Annotated in this window: 14 protein-coding genes and 1 pseudogene; 3 read left to right on the top strand and 12 right to left on the bottom strand. The window is 66.9% G+C overall.

From position 1 onward, the window contains the following. Positions 1 to 285 (bottom strand): annotated as a pseudogene (locus GQ57_RS44480) (acetyl-CoA C-acetyltransferase); the annotation flags it as partial. 89 nt (positions 286 to 374) lie between these two features. Continuing rightward, entirely contained in the window at positions 375 to 959 is a 585-nt protein-coding gene (gene phaP / locus GQ57_RS34245) for a TIGR01841 family phasin (protein ID WP_031403045.1), read from the bottom strand. Positions 960 to 1,243: 284 nt separating this feature from the next. Between phaP and GQ57_RS43215 the strand changes: the two genes are divergently transcribed. Then, positions 1,244 to 1,411, top strand: a complete 168-nt coding sequence (locus tag GQ57_RS43215) for a hypothetical protein (protein WP_160257584.1) — start codon at positions 1,244 to 1,246, stop codon at positions 1,409 to 1,411. A gap of 54 nt (positions 1,412 to 1,465) precedes the next feature. Here the strand turns inward: GQ57_RS43215 and GQ57_RS34240 are convergent, their stop codons facing one another. From GQ57_RS34240 to GQ57_RS34220, 5 genes are all read right to left on the bottom strand, one after another. Further along, the gene (locus GQ57_RS34240) at positions 1,466 to 2,230 is read right to left on the bottom strand and encodes a ParA family protein (RefSeq protein WP_031403046.1); all 765 of its coding nucleotides are present in this window, start codon (positions 2,228 to 2,230) and stop codon (positions 1,466 to 1,468) included. Between the two features lie 101 nt (positions 2,231 to 2,331). Then, positions 2,332 to 2,955 (bottom strand): DNA-3-methyladenine glycosylase, encoded by a 624-nt coding sequence (locus GQ57_RS34235; protein WP_034200176.1) that lies wholly within the window; start codon positions 2,953 to 2,955, stop codon positions 2,332 to 2,334. Further along, positions 2,942 to 3,490 carry a G/U mismatch-specific DNA glycosylase gene (gene mug / locus GQ57_RS34230; protein WP_034200175.1) on the bottom strand — a complete coding sequence of 183 codons (549 nt, stop codon included), beginning with the start codon at positions 3,488 to 3,490 and terminating at the stop codon, positions 2,942 to 2,944. The genes GQ57_RS34235 and mug overlap by 14 nt, the downstream gene beginning before the upstream one ends. A 408-nt stretch (positions 3,491 to 3,898) precedes the next feature. Then, on the bottom strand, positions 3,899 to 4,453 hold the full coding sequence (locus tag GQ57_RS34225; RefSeq protein WP_031403049.1) for a single-stranded DNA-binding protein: 555 nt from the start codon (positions 4,451 to 4,453) through the stop codon (positions 3,899 to 3,901). Positions 4,454 to 4,554: 101 nt separating this feature from the next. Continuing rightward, the gene (locus tag GQ57_RS34220) at positions 4,555 to 5,742 is read right to left on the bottom strand and encodes an MFS transporter (protein ID WP_031403050.1); all 1,188 of its coding nucleotides are present in this window, start codon (positions 5,740 to 5,742) and stop codon (positions 4,555 to 4,557) included. Between the two features lie 264 nt (positions 5,743 to 6,006). Here GQ57_RS34220 and uvrA point away from each other — a divergent pair, with 264 nt between their 5' ends. Both uvrA and GQ57_RS34210 read left to right on the top strand, forming a co-directional pair. Then, positions 6,007 to 8,892: an excinuclease ABC subunit UvrA gene (uvrA, locus tag GQ57_RS34215; protein ID WP_031403051.1), complete on the top strand. Its 2,886-nt coding sequence runs from the start codon at positions 6,007 to 6,009 to the stop codon at positions 8,890 to 8,892. A 263-nt stretch (positions 8,893 to 9,155) separates the two neighbouring features. After that, positions 9,156 to 10,238 carry an AI-2E family transporter gene (locus tag GQ57_RS34210; RefSeq protein WP_031403052.1) on the top strand — a complete coding sequence of 361 codons (1,083 nt, stop codon included), beginning with the start codon at positions 9,156 to 9,158 and terminating at the stop codon, positions 10,236 to 10,238. Between the two features lie 96 nt (positions 10,239 to 10,334). On the opposite strand, the gene purU is transcribed toward GQ57_RS34210, so the two are convergent. The 5 genes from purU to GQ57_RS34185 all read right to left on the bottom strand — a co-directional run bounded on the left by purU (position 10,335) and on the right by GQ57_RS34185 (position 15,477). Then, positions 10,335 to 11,219, bottom strand: a complete 885-nt coding sequence (purU, locus tag GQ57_RS34205; RefSeq protein ID WP_034200174.1) for a formyltetrahydrofolate deformylase — start codon at positions 11,217 to 11,219, stop codon at positions 10,335 to 10,337. A 74-nt stretch (positions 11,220 to 11,293) separates the two neighbouring features. Next, on the bottom strand, positions 11,294 to 12,160 hold the full coding sequence (locus tag GQ57_RS34200) for an NUDIX hydrolase (RefSeq protein ID WP_034200173.1): 867 nt from the start codon (positions 12,158 to 12,160) through the stop codon (positions 11,294 to 11,296). Positions 12,161 to 12,165: 5 nt separating this feature from the next. Beyond that, entirely contained in the window at positions 12,166 to 12,780 is a 615-nt protein-coding gene (locus GQ57_RS34195) for a LysE family translocator (protein ID WP_031403055.1), read from the bottom strand. A 41-nt stretch (positions 12,781 to 12,821) separates the two neighbouring features. Next, complete coding sequence (locus GQ57_RS34190; RefSeq protein WP_031403056.1) at positions 12,822 to 13,388, bottom strand: adenine phosphoribosyltransferase; 567 nt, start codon at positions 13,386 to 13,388, stop codon at positions 12,822 to 12,824. A gap of 82 nt (positions 13,389 to 13,470) precedes the next feature. After that, the gene (locus tag GQ57_RS34185) at positions 13,471 to 15,477 is read right to left on the bottom strand and encodes a monovalent cation:proton antiporter family protein (protein ID WP_031403057.1); all 2,007 of its coding nucleotides are present in this window, start codon (positions 15,475 to 15,477) and stop codon (positions 13,471 to 13,473) included. Between the last annotated feature and the right edge of the window lie 56 nt (positions 15,478 to 15,533).

Below are 15,533 nucleotides of genomic sequence, written 5' to 3'. Positions count from 1 at the left end.
CTCCAGCACCGCGCGAATCACCGTCGCGCCCAGCTCCGGCGCCGCAATCTTCGCAAGCGAGCCGCCGAATTTGCCGACCGCGGTCCGCGCGGCCGATACGATCACTACGTCCGTCATGTCCAGTTCCTGCATCGAAATCGGTTCGTCGTTCTGTTGCCGGCCCGCGCCGGCCGCCACCGGCGACGACGCCTCTCGCGCCGTCCGGCGCGACAGCACCCGGGCGCCGCCGGTGCGCGCTGGCCGCGCACGATCACGGCCGGGCCGTACAGCTGCGCATCGCGGCAAGCCGGACGTTCGCCGGCCGCCGTGGCTACCCGGCGCCCTCCGGCGCCGGTCGATCGTGTCGCGCCTGCGCGCGACACGCGCTCACGTCGTCACGCAGCCGATTCGCGCGCGGCGGCTGCGTCCTTGCGGGCAGCCGCAGCCGTCTGCTTGCTGCCGCGCGCGGCCGTTTCGCTGACCGCGTCGAAGCCGCTCTGCGCGGCTTCGATCGCCTGCCCCGTCGCTGCGCGCACGGAGTCGGCCGCGGCTGTCGCCGCGGACAGCGCCGAGTTCAGCGCGGCCACCACCGGCGCCGAACCCGCCGGCGCATGCTTCGACAGCTCACCGAGCACGTCCTTCAGGCGCTTGTCGTTCTGTTCGTATTGCGCCTGCGCGACCTTCGCCCATTCCGATTGCGTCGACACCGCGATGTCGAACAGGTGGCGGCCATACGACACGACCTTGCCGGCGGCTTCCTGCGGCGCGGCCACCTGCTGCGCGAAGCCAGCGGCCGGGTTGCTGCTGTTGAACGCGTTCTTCAGCTTGTCCTCGTATTCCGAGAGCGCCGTCCGGGCCGCTTGCAGATTGAGTTCGACGACAGCCTCGAAACCCTGGATCGCCGGACGGGCGATGGCAAACCACGCGGCGATACCGGATTGATATTCGGCGTTGATTTTTTCGGGGGCAAATACGGACATCGGGCACGCTCCTGTTAGCAATGCGAGAGATGACGTAAAGAAAAATGGAAGCCGGATCGACAACCCGCCTCCTTCTTGACAACCCGCCACTCATTTGAGCGCGAGAAGATGAAGGAAGCCATTCTAGAGCGATTAATTGTCAATTAAATGGCATTAATACTAGGTGTAAACCCTTATTACCCTTCCAGGCGGCCGCTGGAACCTGCTACGCGCCGACATCGCAGAGGGAAGGCCGCAGCATTCCGCTTCGGAATGATTTTTACCTTTTTACAGGATAGCGCACCATGACGTTACGCAACATTTGCCGTCGCATTATTCCGGTTATTAGAAAACAAGCGCGCATTGAAAATGAAGCGGTTACTTATGTAATCGTTTTCCAGATTTATTCTGAAACCGTTTCCTGGATTATTAATGACGGATTCAATGATCGGATGAATTGCGGGTCGCAATGAAAAACCCGGCGCGGCTGCACGAAGCAGCCGTGGCCCGTTCCCGCGTGCGCGCGATCAGTCGGCCAGTTCGCGATGCAGCGCGCGGAATTCCTGCGCGAGCTTGTGCCCGGGGTCGAGGTGGATCACCGGCGTCGATTGCTGATGCGACTCGCGGATCTTCACCGACGCCGACAACTTCGACGCAAGCACCGGCAGCCCTTCGTCGACGAGTTCGTCGACCAGCCGCTGCGGCAGGCTCGCGCGCGGCTGGAACTGGTTGATGACGATCCCTTCCACCTCAAGCGCCGCGTTGTGATCCTGCTGGATTTCCTTCACGTTTTCGAGCAGCGTGTATAGCGCCCGGCGCGAGAAATCGTCGCAGTCGAACGGAATCAGGCAGCGCTCGACCGCGATCAGCGCCGAGCGTGTATAGAAATTCAGCGCAGGCGGCGTATCGATGTACACCGCGTCGTAGGTATCGAGTTCGTTCAGCGCGTCGCGCAGCTTGTAGATCTTGTAGCGCGACTCGAGCTTGCCGTGCAGCGTGTCGAGGTCCGGATGCGCGGGCATCACGTCGAGCCCGTCGAACGGGGTCGGATGGATGAACGATGCGACGTCGACCGGGCGGAAATTGAAGGTCAGCGCGGTTTCGAAGAAACCGGCGACGCCCGGCTGCGCGTCGGATGCCGCATCGCCGAGCAGGTAGCGCGTGGAGTTCGCCTGCGCATCGAGGTCGATGACGAGCGTGCGCAGCCCTTCGCTCGCACTGATCGCCGCCAGGTTGCAGACGATCGTCGATTTGCCCACGCCGCCCTTCTGGTTGAATACGACCCGCCGCATGGTGTCTCCTCGATCGAAACGTCGAAAGGATCAGCTTAGCCGGCCAATCGTGGCGGCTACGTGACGCAGATCGAATTGTGCACGATTGCGCGCGGCACGTGTCAGGTGCGCGACCGGGCGCCCGACACATGCCGATTGCCGGGCACGCTCCATCGCCACGGCAGATCCCTGCCGGCGCGAATGCCGATGCGCGGGCCGCCCGCCAGCCCCTCGGGCGGCGCGACGCCGTCGTCCACGACTGCGAACCCCTCGTGCGCGCCGACGAGATCGACGCCGTCCTGTACGCCGGTGATGCCCATTGCCTGCGTGAGCCGCGCCGGCCCGCGGCAAAGATCGCGGTCGCGCGTCAGCGGCGGCCGTGCCGCGCGCATTCGCTCGAGCCCGTACAGCGGCTCCAGCGCACGGATCAACACACCCGTGCCCGCGCCGTCCGGACCGCACACGCAGTTGCAGCACCAGTGCATGCCGTACGTGAAATAGACGTACAGGTGGCCGGGCGGCCCGAACATCGTCGCGTTGCGCGGCGTCTTGCCGCGATAGGTGTGCGCGGCCGGGTCGATCGCGCCCGCGTAGGCCTCCACTTCCACGATGCGGCCGGCGCGGCCGTCCGCCGTCGCGAGAATCTTGTTGAGCAGTTGCGGCGCGACATCGGTGGCCACGCGGTCGAAGAACGCACGCGGCAGCACGGCACCCGGCCACGCCGATGCGGTCTTACCGCGCCGCATCCTGCCCCTCCGGCTGGCGAGCGGCCGCGGCCTTCGCGTGCAGACACAGCTGGCGGTATGCGTCGACGAGATCGTCGAGGCCGAACGCAAGATTCCTGCCGCTGGGATTGGGCAGCACCCACACGCTCGCGCGCTGCATGCGGTCCGGCTGCAGGCCCCACGCGACTTCGCGTTGCCCCGCGAGCGCCGAGTACGCCGCCTTGCCGAGAAATGCGACGAAACGCGGCCCATAACGCGCTACCTTCTGCTCGAACTCGGCTGCCGCCGCGACGAATTCCGCACGCGAAAGCTGATCGGCGCTCGCCGTCGGCCGTTGCACCACCGCCGTGACGCCGCAGCCATAGCGGAGTATTGCGCGATCGTCCTGCGGCGCGATTTCCGTCGGCGTGAACCCCGCGAGATGGAGCACGCGCCAGAAGCGGTTGCTTCTCCCCGCGAAATGATGCCCGGTCGCGGCGGCGGTCATGCCGGGGTTGATCCCGCAGAACAGCACGTCGAGATGGGGGGCGATGAGGTCGGGAAGGGTGTCGGCCACGATTCGTCTGGAGGGCGGGGGCAAGGACGTCGATAAAGAAATGACCTGGCGATCGGTCGCTACGCGCACGTTACACGATCCGGATCGCGGCGGGCCATGCGCCACGTGTGGGCTTCTGTTGATTAAGTTTGCGATGAATGCCACGCGGCCAACGCACTCTAACCGGAAGCGCTCTCTCGATAAATATGGAATTTCTCACGGGCACGGGTACATCCCGTCCGTTGCAACATTGCCGAACCGCGCCTTTCGAGATGCCCGGCTCAAGATCGGGACGACGGCCGGATTCAAGTGCCCGCCGACCGCCGGTGTCGGTCATGCGAAGCAGGGAGGCGAGCGAAATTCGGAGCACAAAAAGAAAAACCCCGCACGAAGGCGGGGTTGATCTTTGCATTTCCCGGATACGGGAAATCAGAACGGAATATCGTCGTCCATCTCGTCGAAACCGCCACCGGCCGGTGCGCTCGGACGGCTTTGCCCGCCGCCGCCCGCACCGCCGCGCGCCGCGCCGCCGGCACGACCGCCGCCGCCGCCACGCTCCATCTGTTCGCCGCGGCCACCGCCGCCGCCGCCACCGTAGCCGCCGCCATAACCGCCTTCGTCACCGCCGCCACCGCCGCCGCCCGAACCGCCGCGGCCGCCGAGCATCTGCATCTGGTCGGCGACGATTTCGGTCGAGTAACGATCCTGGCCGTCCTGGCCTTGCCACTTGCGCGTGCGGATACGGCCTTCGATATAGACCGACGAACCCTTCTTCAGGTACTCGCTGACGATTTCCGCGAGACGGCCGAAGAACGCGACGCGATGCCACTCGGTCATTTCCTTGAAATCGCCGCTTGCCTTGTCCTTGTAACGATCGGTCGTCGCGAGACGGATGTTCGCAACCGCGTCGCCGCTCGGCAGGTAACGGACTTCAGGATCGGCGCCGAGATTGCCGACGAGGATGACCTTGTTGACGGATGCCATGTGTTTCTCCAGTAAATTCGATGCCGGGCCGCCCGCGCATGCTGTCGGAGCGGCCCGCCGGGCAAGCCGGCGAACGCCGCCGGTGCCTGCCCGAAGTGAGTTCAGGCCTTGCGCGGCGGCGCTTTCATGCTGGCCGCGATTATAAGCCACGCGGCCACGAGCCCCGAGCACGTGTAGAAGACCGTGTCCGCGCCGCCGTGCTTCAGCAGCCAGCCGCCCACGATGCCGCCGAGTGCGAGCCCGATCGACTGCGTGGTGTTGTAGACGCCCGTGGCCGCGCCCTTGCGCGAACCGGGCGCAAGCTTCGACACGAGCGACGGCTGCGACGCTTCCAGGATGTTGAACCCGAGGAAGTACACGAAGAGAATCGCCGCCACAATCAGGATGGTATGCGGTGCGCTGCCGAGCAACAATTGGCCGATCAGGATAGCCAGAATGCCGCCGAGCAGCACCGGCTTCATCTTGCCCCGTTTTTCCGCCACGATGATCGCCGGGACCATCATCACGAACGCGAGCCCCATCACCGGCAGGTAAACCTTCCAATGCGCGGCGACCGGCAGCCCGCCGTCGACGAGCAGGCGCGGCACGACGAGGAACAGCGCCGTCTGCGTCGCGTGCAGCACCAGCACGCCGAAGTTCAGGCGCAGCAGCTCCACGTTGTGCAGCACCTCGGCGAACGGCGCGGGCACGTGCACGGGCTTCGCCGCGTCGGGCACGATCCACAGCACGACGCCGATCGCGAGGATCGACAGCACGCCGACGATCGCGAACAGCCCGTTCATCCCCACCCAGTGGAACACGATCGGCGCGCCGACGATCGCGACCGCGAACGACACGCCGATCGACCCGCCGACCATCGCCATCGCCTTCGTGCGGTTCTGCTCGGAGGTCAGGTCGGCAATGAACGCGAGCACCGCGGACGACACGGCGCCCATCCCCTGGATCACGCGGCCGACGATGATCCACGTGATGTCGTGCGCGGACGCGGCGACGAAGCTGCCGATCGCGAAGATCACGAGGCCGGTGGCGATCACCGGCTTGCGGCCGAACTTGTCGGACGCCCAGCCGTAGAAGATGTAGAACAGCGACTGCGTGACGCCGTAGGCCCCGAGCGCGATGCCGACGAGCAGCACGTTGTCGCCGCCCGGGATGGTTTTCGCGTAGACCGAGAACACCGGCATGATCATGAACAGGCCGAGCATGCGCAGCGCGAAGATCGCCGCGAGCGACGCGGTCGCGCGCAATTCGGGCGCAGTCATGCGGGAAGACGTGGCAGACGGATTGGACATCGGGAATGAATTTCGAATGATCGGAATGTCCGCCCGATACCGGGCGGCGGAAGATCAGGACCAGCGGCCCGGGAGGCACGGCGGGCGACACGCGGGGGCAGGATCAGGCAGCCTGCGGGCCGCCCGGAACCGTGCGGCGCGGCCGCTTTCCCCGGCGCAGGCGCCGGCTTGCTGCCACCTGCTGCAAAGGCTGGGGGCCCCAAACGACGGCCTCGAAAAGCCGTTATAGTAGCAGGTTTGGTCCCCTCCATTTTCGCCAGGTTCATGGAACAGATCCGTATCCGTGGGGCACGTACCCACAACCTGAAAAACGTCAATCTCGACCTGCCGCGCCACAAGCTGGTCGTGATTACCGGGTTGTCCGGGTCGGGCAAGTCGTCGCTCGCGTTCGACACCCTTTATGCGGAAGGCCAGCGCCGCTACGTCGAAAGCCTGTCCGCATACGCCCGCCAGTTCCTGCAGCTGATGGAGAAACCCGACGTCGATCTGATCGAGGGCCTGTCGCCCGCGATCTCGATCGAGCAGAAGGCGACGTCCCACAACCCGCGTTCGACCGTCGGCACGGTCACGGAAATCCACGACTACCTGCGACTTTTGTACGCACGTGTCGGCACGCCCTACTGCCCCGACCACAACATCCCGCTCGAGGCGCAGAGCGTGTCGCAGATGGTCGACGCGGCGCTCGCGCTGCCGGAGGAAACCAAGCTGATGATCCTCGCGCCCGTCGTCGCCGACCGCAAGGGCGAGCACGCCGAGCTGTTCGAGGACATGCAGGCGCAGGGTTTCGTGCGCTTTCGCGTGCGCTCGGGCGGCGGCGCCGCGAACGAGGGCGTCGCGAAGATCTACGAGGTCGAGTCGCTGCCGAAGCTCAAGAAGACCGACAAGCACACGATCGACGTCGTCGTCGATCGCCTGAAGGTGCGCCCGGACATGAAGCAGCGCCTCGCCGAATCGTTCGAGACGGCGCTGCGCCTCGCCGACGGCCGCGCGATCGCGCTCGAGATGGATACCGACCGCGAGCACCTGTTCAGCTCGAAGTTCGCGTGCCCGATCTGCTCGTACTCGCTGCAGGAGCTCGAGCCGCGCCTGTTCTCGTTCAACAACCCGATGGGCGCATGCCCGGAATGCGACGGCCTCGGCCAGATCACGTTCTTCGACCCGAAGCGGGTCGTCGCGCACCCGTCGCTGTCGCTCGCCGCCGGTGCGGTGAAGGGCTGGGACCGCCGCAACCAGTTCTACTTCCAGATGCTGCAGAGCCTCGCGGCGTTCTACGAATTCGACATCGACGCCGCGTTCGAGGATCTGCCGGAGAAAATCCGCAAGGTGCTGCTGTTCGGCTCGGGCAAGCAGACGATCCCGTTTTCGTACATCAACGAGCGCGGCCGCACGACGATCCGCGAGCACGTGTTCGAAGGGATCATCCCGAACCTCGAGCGCCGCTACCGCGAGACCGATTCGGTCGCGGTGCGCGAAGAGCTGTCGAAGTACCAGAACAACCAGCCGTGCCCGTCGTGCGACGGCACGCGCCTGCGCCGCGAGGCGCGCCACGTGCGGATCGGCACCGGCGACTACGCGCGCGGCATCTATGAAATCAGCGGCTGGCCGCTGCGCGACGCGCTCGGCTACTTCGACGGCCTGACGCTCGAAGGCGCGAAGCGCGAGATCGCCGACAAGGTGATCAAGGAAATCGTCGCGCGCCTGACCTTCCTGAACAACGTCGGCCTCGACTACCTGTCGCTCGAGCGCAGCGCCGAGACGCTGTCGGGCGGCGAGGCGCAGCGCATCCGCCTCGCGTCGCAGATCGGCTCGGGCCTGACGGGCGTGATGTACGTGCTCGACGAGCCGTCGATCGGCCTGCACCAGCGCGACAACGACCGCCTGATCTCGACGCTGAAGCACCTGCGCGACCTCGGCAACTCGGTGATCGTCGTCGAGCACGACGAGGACATGATCCGCACGGCCGACTACGTCGTCGACATGGGCCCCGGCGCCGGCGAGCACGGCGGCGTGGTGGTCGCCGAAGGCACGCCGAAGCAGGTGCAGTCGAACCCGCAGTCGCTCACCGGCCAGTACCTGGTCGGCAAGCGCACGATCGAATACCCGGACGAGCGGATCGCGCCCGATCCCGAGCGGATGCTGCGCATCGTCGACGCGTACGGCAACAACCTGAAGCACGTCGATCTCGAGCTGCCGGTCGGCCTGCTGACCTGCATCACCGGCGTGTCGGGCTCCGGCAAGTCGACGCTGATCAACGACACGCTGTATCACGCGGTCGCGCGCCACCTGTACGGGTCGTCGGCCGAGCCGGCGCCGCACGAGGCGATCGAGGGGCTCGAACACTTCGACAAGGTGATCAACGTCGACCAGTCGCCGATCGGCCGCACGCCGCGCTCGAACCCGGCCACCTACACCGGCCTGTTCACGCCGATCCGCGAGCTGTTCTCGGGCGTGCCGACCTCGAAGGAGCGCGGCTACGATCCGGGCCGCTTCTCGTTCAACGTGAAGGGCGGCCGCTGCGAATCGTGCCAGGGCGACGGCGTGCTGAAGGTCGAGATGCACTTCCTGCCGGACGTCTACGTGCCGTGCGACGTGTGCCACGGCAAGCGCTACAACCGCGAAACGCTCGAAGTGCAATACAAGGGCAAGAACATCAGCGAAGTGCTCGACATGACGGTCGAGCATGCGTACGAGTTCTTCAGCGCGGTGCCGGTCATCGCGCGCAAGCTGAAGACGCTGCTCGACGTCGGCCTCGGCTACATCCGCCTCGGCCAGTCGGCCACGACGCTGTCGGGCGGCGAGGCGCAGCGCGTGAAGCTGTCGCTCGAGCTGTCCAAGCGCGACACCGGCCGCACGCTGTACATCCTGGACGAGCCGACCACCGGCCTGCACTTCCACGACATCGCGCTGCTGCTCGAGGTGATCCACCGGCTGCGCGACCAGGGCAACACGGTCGTGATCATCGAGCACAACCTCGACGTGATCAAGACGGCCGACTGGGTGATCGATCTCGGCCCCGAAGGCGGCGCCGGCGGCGGCCAGATCATCGCGCAGGGCACGCCCGAACAGGTCGCGAAGACGAAGGCAAGTTTTACCGGCAAGTATCTCGCGCCGCTGCTCAAGCGCGCGGCCCGCAAGGTCGCGGCCGGCTGACGGCCGCAGTTGCCCCTCCCGCGCGCGGCCGTCCGGCCGCGCGCGTCCTGCCGCGGCGCGCCGCCGGCCGCCCTTTTCCCCTCTTGACCGACGCCATCCGCCAAACGTCCCCGTTGCGGACCATAATGGCAGCTATACTTTACGGTCGTAAGGTTCGCCATCCGCGCCCATCCGGTGCAGCGACGGGCGAACGCCAGAATGCCCGCCATGCACGGGCCGGAGCCGCCGCCGCAGCGCCCGCTCCGGCCGACGAGGAAAACACGATGGAGAAGCAACAAGAGTCGCGCGATGCGCAGAACCGCGAGCCGCACTTGCGCAGCGTCCGGCTGACGAGCGACTTCAGCATGCCGAGGCTGTCGGCGATCGAGATCGGCAGCTATCTGTTCGCGCTCGTCACGATGGTGCTCGTCCTCGAGCTCAGGCTGCTCGGCGGGCTGCTCGCGGGGCTGCTGGTCTACCAGTTGATCCACACGATCGCGCCCGCGATCGAACGCCATACGACGAGCATGCGCGCGCGCTGGGTCGCCGTCGTGCTGCTGGCCATCGCGATCGTCGGCGGGCTGACGGGCCTGACGATCGGCATCATCGAGCACTTCGAACACACGGTGCCGAACCTGCAGAGCCTGCTCGGCCAGCTGATGCAGATCGTCGAGCAGACCCGCGCGCGCACGCCGGCCTGGATCGCCAACCTGCTGCCGGTCGACGTCGAGCAGATGAAGGCGAAGGCCACCGTGCTGATGCATACGCACATGGATCAGCTCCAGCAGAGCGGCAAGAGCGTCGCGCGCGGCTTCGGCCACGTGCTGTTCGGGATGATCATCGGCGCGATGATCGCGATCGGCGTCGAGCACGGCAAGGTGCGCCGGCCGCTGTCGACCGCGCTCGTCACGCGCGTGTCGCGCTTCGCCGACGCGTTCCGCCGGATCGTGTTCGCGCAGATCAAGATCTCCGCGATCAACGCGGTGTTCACCGGCATCTACCTGCTCGTCGCGCTGCCGATCTTCCACGAGCGGCTGCCGCTGTCGAAGACGCTGGTGCTCGTCACGTTCATCGTCGGCCTGCTGCCCGTGATCGGCAACCTGATCTCGAACACGCTGATCGTCGCCGTGTCGATGTCGGTCAGCATGGGCACCGCAATCGCGTCGCTCGCGTTCCTCGTGATCATCCACAAGCTCGAGTACTTCCTGAACGCGAAGATCATCGGCGGCCAGATCGAATCGCGCGCCTGGGAACTGCTGCTCGCGATGCTCGTCATGGAAGCCGCCTTCGGCCTGCCCGGCGTGATCGCCGCGCCGATCTTCTATGCGTACCTCAAACGCGAGTTGTACATGCTGCGGCTGATCTGACGCCCGCGCCCCGCATGAAAAAACGCCGCGCCCCGTAAAGGGCGCGGCGTTTTCTTTCGGGGCCGGCCCACCGGGGGCCGGCCGGCGGTCGGCAAATCAGCGGAACACGACCGTCTTCGTCCCGTTCAGCACGATCCGGTGCTCGACGTGCCACTTCACCGCGCGCGCCAGCGTCACGCATTCGACATCGCGGCCGATGGCCGTGAGCTGATCGGGCGTCATGCTGTGGTCCACGCGCTCCACTTCCTGCTCGATGATCGGACCTTCGTCGAGATCGGTCGTCACGTAGTGCGCGGTCGCGCCGATCAGCTTCACGCCGCGGTCGAACGCCTGGTAGTAAGGCTTCGCGCCCTTGAAGCTCGGCAGGAACGAATGGTGGATGTTGATCGCGCGCCCGGCGAGCTGCTGGCACATGTTCGGCGACAGGATCTGCATGTAGCGCGCGAGCACGACGAGATCGGCCTTGTGCTCGTCGATCACTTCCAGCACGCGCGCTTCCTGCGCGGCCTTCGCCGCATCGGACGAACCGCCGATCAGCGGGAAATGATGGAACGGGATGTTGTAGCTCGCGGCGAGCTGGTAGAACTCCTTGTGGTTCGACACGATCGCCGGGATCTCGATCGGCAGTTGGCCGGTGCGATAGCGGAACAGCAGGTCGTTCAGGCAGTGGCCGATCTTCGACACCATGATGACGACACGCGGTTTCACGGCTGCGTCGTGCAGTTCCCAGCGCATCGAGAACTGCTCGGCGAGCGGCGCGAACTCCCGGCGCAGCACCTCGAGCGCCGACGCGGCATCCGCGCCGCCGCCGTCCTGCTCGAAATGCACGCGCATGAAGAATTCGCTGGTGCGGCTGTCGCCGAACTGCGCCGAATCGAGGATGTTGTTGCTGCGCTCGAACAGGAAGCCCGAGACCGCATGGACGATGCCGTGCCGGTCGGGGCACGACAGTTTCAAGATAAAGCTGTGATCGGTCGGCATGACCGCTACTCCCTTCGTTTCCGTATTCGTCAAATTGCCCGTTCGCGCCGCCGGAGCGCGCCTTGCGGCGCGCGTCACGCGGCCGGTGCGAACAGGGCGTCGATGCCCGCCGCGTCGGCCGCCGCGAGCCATCGGTGGCGCAGCAGCGTATCGAGCGTCGCGAGGCTCGCATCCATCGTTGCACGGCCCGCGCGCAGCCAGCCGATCACCTCGGGCACGCCGGCCAGCAGGTGCTCGGCCACTTCGCCGTCCTGGTTGCGCGGCGCGAAGTCGTGCGGCAGCGGCAGGTCGTACACGAAGATCAGCTCGGATTGCGTGCCTTCCGGCAGCGAGCTCAGTACCTGCACCGCGCGGCCCGCGATCGCGCGCGCCGCCAGCTCGGCCGGAATGCCGGCTTCTTCCCAGCACTCCTTCGCAAGCGTCTCGTGAACGCCCAGCCCCCAGCCGATCCCGCCCGCGACGACGTTGTCGAGCATGCCGGGGTCGGTTGCCTTGGTGTCGCTGCGGCGGCCGAGCCACATCCGCGGCGCGGCCGCGGCGGACGGCTCGCCCGGCGCAGCCGCATATTCTACGATGCCGTTCAGGTGCACCGCGTAAGTCTGCGTGCCGAAAAAGCGCGACGCGGCGCGCTCGATGTACGCGAGCGGCGGATCGTCGAAGCGGTTGCGGATCGCATAGATCTCGTCGCGCCAGCCGGGAATCGCGCCCTCGGCCGCCAGTGCGCCGATCGCGCTCGCGAGCGCCATGCTGCGCGCATCGACCGAGTCGTAGCGCGCCGACAGCACGACGCGCTCGCCGCTCAGCTCGAACACGTCGGGCCAGCGCGCGAGCTTCGCGACGTCCTGGCGGCGCACCCAGCCGACCGCCTGGCCGGCGATCTCGAAACGCAGGTGCGCGGCCGGATCGAAGCGGCGCGCGGCCGCGATGCAGGGGAACGTCATCGCCGTCAGTCCTTCAGCGCGACGCGGATGCCGAGCGCGATGAACGTCGCGCCGGCCAGCCGGTCGAGCCATACGCCGGCCTTCGGGCGGCGCTTCAGCCAGGCGCCGATCATGCCGGCGCCGACGCCGAACAGCGAGAACACCACGGCCGTCTGCAGCATGAACAGCGCGCCGAGCTCGAACATCTGCAGCGTCACGCCCTGCGCACCGTGCGGATCGACGAACTGCGGCAGGAACACGACGAAGAACAGCGTGACCTTCGGGTTCATCAGGTTGCCGATCACGCTCTGCCGGAAGATCGTGCCGAGCGGCTGCGGCGGACGCGCATGCGCATTGGCGAGGCCCTGGCTGCGCAGCGCCTTGATGCCGATCCACACGAGGTATGCGGCGCCCGCGAGCTTCAGGATCTCGAATGCGACCGGCGACGAACGCAGCACGGCCGCGACGCCGAGCGCCGCGAGCGTCGTGTGGAACAGGATCCCGGCCGTGAAGCCGAGCGCGGCGACGAAACCGGCCGCGCGGCCCTGCGAGATGCCGCGCGCGAGCACCTGCAGGTTGTCGGGCCCCGGCGCGCATGTGATCGCGATCGACGTGGCGAGAAACAGCATGAAGTTGGGCATCGTGACCTCGCTGTGGAACAGGAACCAGGACGGACCGGCGTTCAGTGGCCCGCGAATTCGGTAACGGTGTAGACGGGCAGCCCCGCGTCGCGCAGCAGCGCCGAACCGCCGAGATCGGGCAGGTCGATGATCGCCGCGCCTTCGACGACCTCCGCACCGAGCCGCTGCAGCAGGTTGCGCCCTGCCATCATGGTGCCGCCGGTCGCGATCAGGTCGTCCATGATGATCACGCGGTCGCCGGGACGGCACGCGTCCTCGTGAATCTCGACCGTCGCGCGGCCGTATTCGAGTTCGTACGACTCCGACTGGGTCTTGTACGGCAGCTTGCCGACCTTGCGGATCGGCACGAAGCCGACGCTCAGCTCGTACGCGACGATCGGCGCGATGATGAAGCCGCGCGCGTCGAGGCCGGCGACGTAGTCGAGCTTCGCATCGACATAGCGCTCGACGAACAGGTCGACGAGGATGCGCAGCGCCTTCGGGCTCTGCAGCAGCGTCGTAATGTCGCGGAACATCACGCCCGGCTGCGGCCAGTCGGGCACCGTGCGGATCTGGCTGTGGATGAAGGCGACCGGATCGAGCGGTGCGCCCGACGACGAGTGCGGCATGAAACTCTCCGAAAAAAACGGTGCGCGAAGATCGGGCACCGTTTCTAAAAAATACGGGTCAGGTTGTCGGACCAGGCACGGCTTACGCCGCCGCGGCCGGCGGATCGCGCCGGTGGCGCGACAGCCGCTCCTCCGCGAGCGCAAGCGCCTCGGGCAGCCCGCGCAGCACGACGATATCGCTCGCTCGCAGCTTGGTCTGCGGATCGGGTTCGACGCCGCGGATGCCGTGCCGGCGGATCGCCGTGACCTCCAGCCCGAGCGCATACAGCCCGAGCTCCTCCAGCGAGCGCCCGACCGCGTCCGCGCGCGCATCGACCGGCACCGATTGTAGCCGCACCTGCTCGTGGTCGTCGTCGTCCGCATCGTCCGCGCCGCGGAAATAGCCGCGCAGCAGGCTGTAGCGCTCGTCGCGCATCTCCTCGACGCGCCGCACGACCTTGCGCATCGGCACGCCCACCAGCACCAGCGTGTGCGACGCGAGCATCAGGCTGCCCTCGACGATTTCCGGAATCACCTCGGTCGCGCCGGCCGCCAGCAGCTTCTCGAGATCGGCATCGTCGACGGTGCGCACGATCGCGGGCAGCGTCGGCTCGAGCTCGTGCACATGATGGAGCACCCGCAGCGCGGACGGCGTGTTCGCATAGGTGATCGCCACCGCCGCCGCGCGGTGGATACCGGCCGCGAGCAGCGACTCGCGGCGCGCCGCGTCGCCGAACACGACCGATTCGCCGGCCGCCGCGGCCGCGCTCACGCGATCGGGATCGAGGTCGAGCGCGACGTACGAGATGCCTTCCTGTTCGAGCATGCGCGCCAGGTTCTGGCCCGCGCGGCCGTAGCCGCAGATGATCACGTGGCCGCGCTGCTTGAGGCTTTGCGTCGCGATTCGCGTCATCTGCAGCGACTGCTGCATCCACTCGGTCGACGACAGCCGCATCACGATCCGGTCGGCGTTCTGGATCAGGAACGGCGCGGCCAGCATCGACAGCAGCATCGACGCGAGGATCGCCTGCAGCAGCGTCGAATCGACGAGATGGCGGTCGAGGATCAGGTTCAGCAGCACGAAGCCGAATTCGCCGGCCTGCGCGAGCCCGATGCCGGTGCGCATCGCGACGCCCGGCGTCGCGCCGAACAGCCGGGCGAGCCCGGCGATCATCGTCCCCTTGAACAGGATCTGTCCGACGAAGAAGCCGAGCACGAGCAGCGGATGCTCCCAGATCACGCGCGGATCGAGCAGCATCCCGGTCGTCACGAAGAACAGGCCGAGCAGCACGTCGCGGAACGGCTTGATGTCCTCCTCCACCTGATGGCGGAACGGCGTCTCGGAAATGAGCATCCCCGCGATGAACGCGCCGAGCGCGAGCGACAGGCCGAAGCGGTCGGTGATGAAGGCGGCGCCGAGCGTGACGAGCAGCAGGTTCAGCACGAACAGCTCCTGCGAGCGGCGCCGCGCGACGACGTTGAGCCAGCGCGTCATGAAGCGCTGGCCGACGATCAGCAGCAGCGCGAGCGCGATCACGATCTTGAGCGCCGCGAAGCCGAGCGTGATCGCGAGATCCTTCGACGATTCGGCGCCGAACGCGGCGATCACGATCAGCAGCGGCACGACCGCGAGATCCTGGAACAGGAGCACGCCGAAGATGTTGCGGCCGTGCTCGGTCTCGATCTCGAGCCGCTCGGCGAGCATCTTCGACACGATCGCCGTCGACGACATCGCGAGCGCGCCGCCGAGTGCGATGCTGCCCTGCCACGTGATGTGCACCCAGTGCTCGAACAGCGCGCCGAGCACCAGCGCGAGCACGAGGGTCGCGACGACCTGCAGCAGCCCGAGCCCGAACACGAGCCGCTGCATCGCCCTCAGCTTCGCCAGCGAGAACTCCAGGCCGATCGAAAACATCAGGAACACCACGCCGAATTCCGCAAGATGCTCCGCGCGCTCCAGATCCGCCGCGATGCCGAATGCATGCGGGCCGACCAGGATGCCGACGGTCAGGTAGCCGAGCATCGGCGGCAGGTTCAACGAACGGAATACGACGACGCCCACCACCGAGGCCAGCAGCAGCAGCAGGGTCATTTCGAGCGGCGAAATCACGGGCAAAGCGTCCTCGTTCGTCGGGGCCACGGGAAAGCGGGCGCGGCAGGGTGGCG

Source organism: Burkholderia sp. MSh2 (assembly GCF_000731655.1).
Taxonomy (GTDB): Bacteria; Pseudomonadota; Gammaproteobacteria; order Burkholderiales; family Burkholderiaceae; genus Burkholderia; species Burkholderia paludis.
Note: the sequence above shows the minus strand (reverse complement) of the source record. Positions and strands in the feature narration are given on the sequence as shown.

Excerpts from the sequence above, each read along its gene's own strand:
- phaP (WP_031403045.1), bottom strand. The coding sequence starts at position 959 with ATGTCCGTATTTGCCCCCGAAAAAATCAACGCCGAATATCAATCCGGT.
- GQ57_RS43215 (WP_160257584.1), top strand. The coding sequence starts at position 1,244 with ATGACGTTACGCAACATTTGCCGTCGCATTATTCCGGTTATTAGAAAA.
- GQ57_RS34240 (WP_031403046.1), bottom strand. The coding sequence starts at position 2,230 with ATGCGGCGGGTCGTATTCAACCAGAAGGGCGGCGTGGGCAAATCGACG.
- GQ57_RS34235 (WP_034200176.1), bottom strand. The coding sequence starts at position 2,955 with ATGCGGCGCGGTAAGACCGCATCGGCGTGGCCGGGTGCCGTGCTGCCG.
- GQ57_RS34225 (WP_031403049.1), bottom strand. The coding sequence starts at position 4,453 with ATGGCATCCGTCAACAAGGTCATCCTCGTCGGCAATCTCGGCGCCGAT.
- GQ57_RS34220 (WP_031403050.1), bottom strand. The coding sequence starts at position 5,742 with ATGTCCAATCCGTCTGCCACGTCTTCCCGCATGACTGCGCCCGAATTG.
- uvrA (WP_031403051.1), top strand. The coding sequence starts at position 6,007 with ATGGAACAGATCCGTATCCGTGGGGCACGTACCCACAACCTGAAAAAC.
- GQ57_RS34210 (WP_031403052.1), top strand. The coding sequence starts at position 9,156 with ATGGAGAAGCAACAAGAGTCGCGCGATGCGCAGAACCGCGAGCCGCAC.
- purU (WP_034200174.1), bottom strand. The coding sequence starts at position 11,219 with ATGCCGACCGATCACAGCTTTATCTTGAAACTGTCGTGCCCCGACCGG.
- GQ57_RS34200 (WP_034200173.1), bottom strand. The coding sequence starts at position 12,160 with ATGACGTTCCCCTGCATCGCGGCCGCGCGCCGCTTCGATCCGGCCGCG.
- GQ57_RS34195 (WP_031403055.1), bottom strand. The coding sequence starts at position 12,780 with ATGCCCAACTTCATGCTGTTTCTCGCCACGTCGATCGCGATCACATGC.
- GQ57_RS34190 (WP_031403056.1), bottom strand. The coding sequence starts at position 13,388 with ATGCCGCACTCGTCGTCGGGCGCACCGCTCGATCCGGTCGCCTTCATC.